Raw genomic sequence first — 5,200 nt, forward strand, 5'->3', positions numbered from 1 at the left:
GCGGATGCTTTCTCTACTTTTAGGTTTTTTGTGTCTAAATTATCAGAACTATAACATCAGATACTATTTGACTAAGTTTCTATCAAATTGAGCCATAAATTCAGGAATAAAAATTTAAAGTAGCTCCTTTTCCGTTCCCTTATCTAGGTTACAGTCAGTTATCTGAGTTTTGTATGTTAGGCATAGTTACTATACTACGACAACCACCACCAAATTCTTATATAACTTGATCAATATTGTGCCATTTAAGGCTAAGCCACTTCAGTCCAAAACTAATTTTCCTACCCATACTAAGTCAATCAAGCTAGAATGAATATACATAAGGAATATTATCGAGAAAACCTTTACTATGAACCGCACCCTATACAAAGTCGTATTTAACAAACATCGAAACTGCATGATGGCTGTTGCTGAAAATGCCAAACGCGAAGGAAAAAACACGGCCGATACCCAAGCTACAGGTATTTCGCCAAATGATATTGCAGGCTTTACAGGTTTCAGTCATTCTATCTCTGTTATCTCATTCTCTCTTTCATTACTGCTCGGCTCTGCCCTTCTCCTGACTTCTCCCTATGCCGATGCCCAAAATATCGTTGCCGACAAATCGGCACCTGCACAGCAACAGCCTACTATTATACAAACCGGCAACGGCATCCCGCAGGCCAATATCCAAACCCCTACTGCCGCAGGGGTTTCAGTTAACCAATACTCCCATTTCAATGTTGACAACCATGGCGCCGTTTTGAACAACAGCCGCCGGAACATACAAACACAGTTGGGCGGCTGGATACAGGGCAACCCCTGGCTTGCAGGTGGTGAGGCCCGTGTCATTGTGAATCAAGTCAATTCGGCTAATCCCTCTTTGTTGGGCGGATATATTGAGGTGGGCGGCAGGCGTGCCGAAGTGGTGATTGCAAACCCTTCGGGAATTCAAGTGGACGGAGGGGGATTTATCAATGCTTCCCGTGCCACTTTGACTACAGGCCAGCCGCAATATCAAGCAGGAGACCTTAGCGGCTTTAAGATAAGGCAAGGCAATGTTGTAATCGCCGGACACGGTTTGGATGCCCGCGATACCGATTACACGCAGATATTAAGCCGCGCGGTTAAGATTGATGCGCCGGTGTGGGGTAAAGATGTGCGTGTGTTGGCAGGGCAAAACGATGTCTCGGCAGATGGCTCTGTCCGGTCTTCACACTCCCCTGCTGCGAATACAAATTCTGCCAACTCACTGTATGCCATCGATACAGGGGCATTGGGCGGTATGTATGCCGGTAAGATCACCTTGATCAGCACTGATCGTTATGCATCCGTGCGCAATCGGGGGCAATTGTTTGCCTCGGCCGGCAATGTAGCAGTGAATGCTGAAGGTAAACTGACCAACACGGGTACGATTGCGGCGACGGGAGAAAATCATGCGGTTTCACTTCATGCCCGCAATGTCCATAATAGCGGTACGATTGCCTCGCAGGATGCGGTCGATATCCGAAGCCGAAGGTTGGACAACCGCAATGGCAGACTTTTGTCCGCCAACAAGACGCAACTGACCGTTTCAGACGACCTTGACAACCGGCATGGCGAAATATCCGCCCACCGGCAATTGTCTGTTCACGACAAAAATCAAAATACTTTGGCGGTAAACAATACAGACGGTACGATCGAATCTGCCGGCGATGTGTCGCTGCAAGCGGGAACACTCGCCAACGGCGGCACGCTGGCAGCCGGCGACAAGCTGGACATCGCCTTGGCGGGCGACTTTACCGTAGAACGCGATATTGCGGCAGGAGGGCGGTTAAACCTGACCGTAAAAGGTCGTCTGAAAAACCCCCACACTCTGCAGGCTGCGGATACGCTTACACTGAATGCCGGCCGTATAGACAATCAAGTTACCGGCAGAATTATGGCAGGCAGGCAGGCGGACATTACATCCGGACATGATGCGGACAACAGGGGCATTATCAACAGCAACGGCCTGACCCGCATCAGTGTGGTGAAAACCCTGTCCAATACCGGTACGGGCAGGATCTACGGCAACCATGTCGCCTTATCGGCGGACAAACTGCTTAACCGTGAAGAAACGGCACAAGGCGGCACTAAAGCAGGCGTCATTGCCGCAAGGGAGCGTTTGGACATCGGGGTGAGGAAAGCCGACAACCGCAACGGCGCCCTGATTTCCAGCGAGGGCCGTTTGAATATCGGCGGCTCGTTGGATGGGAACAATGAGGCATCGGGACGTGCCATACTGCTGACCAATACCGGCGGAAAAATAGAGACCGGCGGCGATGCACATATTTCGGCCGGCAAACTGTACAACCTGAATGCGGACTTCAGGGTTGAAGACTATATCGATGCCCAACGGCATCTCCAATCCTTTTACCGCAATGCCGAAGCGTTACCTTTTTTCACCCAAGACGACGACGGACATTACCGCAAGGAAGACCATGATCTGAATTTTGATTTCAAAGACGGACGGCATATCCATATCCACAAATACGGTGTCGAAGGCATTTGGAAAGCCGACTATACCCAAACCGTCTACAAACAGCGCATTGTTGCCGACCGGCCGGGCGAAATACTCATCGGCGGCAATTTGAATGCGCAGGGAAACTGGTCAAACCAAAACAGCCGCATCTTGGTCGGCCTGGATTTAAATTCCGACGGTATAACCAACTTGGCCACCCTGATGAAGGTGCGTACAGTCAACGACGGCATGATGCGGCGCGGCAGTTATGACAGACATGGTTTCCGCGGAAGCCGCCATATTGAGTTTGACAAGGATGCCCATCCCGTAGTCAGCCCACCGATACGCGAAACAGGGTTTGAGCGGCCTGTCAGTACGGTCAAACAACATGTGGGAAACCTGCAGCCCGCCGGCAAAACCGGAATGACACGGCCGGATCTGTCGGACAGCCTTGCCGTCAAAAGCAATACGGGGATGGTCAAACTGCCGGACAACAGCCTCTACACCGTCCACCCCGGCAATAAAGGCTGGCTGGTCGAGACCGATCCCCAATTTGCAGACTACCGCCGCTGGTTGGGCAGCGACTACATGTTGCAACAACTGAAATTGGACACCAATCATCTACACAAACGGCTAGGCGACGGCTACTACGAACAAAAACTTGTTAATGAACAAATCCACCAATTAACAGGCTACCGTCGACTCGACGGCTACAGGAGTGATGAAGAACAATTCAAAGCTCTGATGGACAACGGCCTTACTGCTGCCAAAACATTCGGCCTTACCCCGGGTATCGCCTTGAGTTCAGAGCAAGTTGCCCGCTTAACTTCAGATATCGTTTGGATGGAAAATCAAACCGTCACCCTTCACGACGGTTCGACTCAAACCGTGCTGGCCCCTAAAGTCTATGCCCTGGCGCGCAAAGGTGATCTCAATACCTCCGGCGGCCTGATTAGTGCCGAACAAGTCTTACTTAAACTGCAAAACGGCAACCTGACTAACAGCGGTACCATTGCGGGGCGGCAGGCCGTACTCGTCCAAGCACGGAATATTAACAGCAACGGCAATATTCAAGCCGACCGCATCGGCTTAAAAGCCGAAAAAAGTATTAATGTCGAAGGCGGGCAGGTACAGGCAGACAGGCTGCTGACCATCCAAGCGCAAAACATCAGCCTCGGCGGCACCACCCAGACCTCCGGCAATAAACGCAACGGCAATACCATCGTCGACCGCATGGCACAGATAAGCGTAACCGGAGGCCATATCCGCCGGGAGGGCAACGGCGGCGCAGACGGCATCCTATCCCTGCATGCCGGCAACGACATCAACCTCAATGCAGCCACCGTCTCTAACCAAGTTAAAGGCGGTACCACCCGAATTGCCGCCGGCAACAATCTCAACCTCGGCACCATCCGTACCGAACATCGCGAAGCCTATGGTGCATTGGATGACAAAAACCACCGCCACGTCCGCCAAACTGCCGAAGTCGGCAGCAGCATACGCACGCAAAACGGCGCACTGCTCCAAGCCGGCAACGACTTAAAAATCCGTCAGGGCGAACTGGAGGCAGAAGAGGGCCAAACCGTCCTTGCCGCGGGGCGTGATGTCAGTATCAGCGAAGGACGCCAAATAACCGAACTGGACGCATCGTTCCACAGCAAGTCCAAAGGCCTCCTCTCCCGCAGCCAAACCCTGATCCGCACCCGCCTCGGCCATGACGAAACCGTCGGCAGCAGCATAGGCGGCGGCACAATCGCCGTCACGGCCGGCAGGGACGTCAACGTGCGCGGCAGCAGCATCATTTCAGACGACGGCACCGCCATACAGGCAGGGCGCGACATCAGCCTGTCCGCCGCCCGCAACCGTTATGCCGGCAGCGAATACCGCGAAAGCAAAAAATCGGGCCTCATGGGCGCGGGCGGCCTAGGCTTTACCCTCGGCAGCCGCAAAACCGCCGATGATGCCGAACATACCGACCTGACCCATACCGGCAGCACCGCAGGCAGCCTCAAAGGCGGCACCGCCGTTACCGCCGGCCGCCGCTACCGGCAAACCGGCAGCACCGTCTCCAGTCCCGAAGGCAACAACACCATAACGGCCCAAAGTATAGATATAGAAGCCGCAAACAACCGGTATGCCGCCGGCTACGTCCACACCCGGGAGCAAAAAGGCCTCACCGCCGCCATCAACGTCCCGGTTGTCCAAGCCGCCCAAAACCTCGTCCAAACGGCACAGACCGTCGGCCAAAGCAAAAACGGCCGCGTTAACGCCATGGCCGCCGCCAACACCGCGTGGCAGGGTCATCAGGCCGCCCGAAGCATCCTGCAGGCGGCAGGCGGCCAAAACACCGGCATCAGCCTCTCCCTCGCCTACGGACGACAAAAAAGCCGCAGCGGACAGACAAACCGCCGTACCGAAGCCGAAGCCGGCCAAATCATAGGCAAAGGACAAACCACCCTTACCGCCTCAGGAGGCGGGGAACGGTCCAATATCAACATTACCGGTTCCGACATCGTCGGCAACGCAGCTACCGCACTCATAGCCGACAACCGCATCACACTCCGGTCAGCCGAACAGCACGGCAGCGGACAAGACGAAAACAAAAGCAGCGGCTGGAACGCGGGCGCCACCGTCCGCCCGGGCAGCGGCCTCGGCCTTACCGCCGGCGGCAACGCAGGCAAAGGCGGCGGACAAGGACAAAGTACAGCCCACCGCCACACCCATGTCGGCAGCACGGCC

General features: G+C 54.4%; 1 protein-coding gene. It reads left to right on the top strand.

What is annotated here, in order from left to right; genetic code table 11:
• Positions 1-349: 349 nt before the first annotated feature.
• The coding region (locus HMPREF2907_RS09925) for a two-partner secretion domain-containing protein (protein ID WP_141754442.1) at positions 350-5,200 on the top strand (4,851 nt) is incomplete at its 3' end.

It is taken from the genome of Neisseria sp. HMSC055H02 (genome assembly GCF_001813335.1).
In the GTDB taxonomy this organism is placed as follows: domain Bacteria; phylum Pseudomonadota; class Gammaproteobacteria; order Burkholderiales; family Neisseriaceae; genus Neisseria; species Neisseria sicca_C.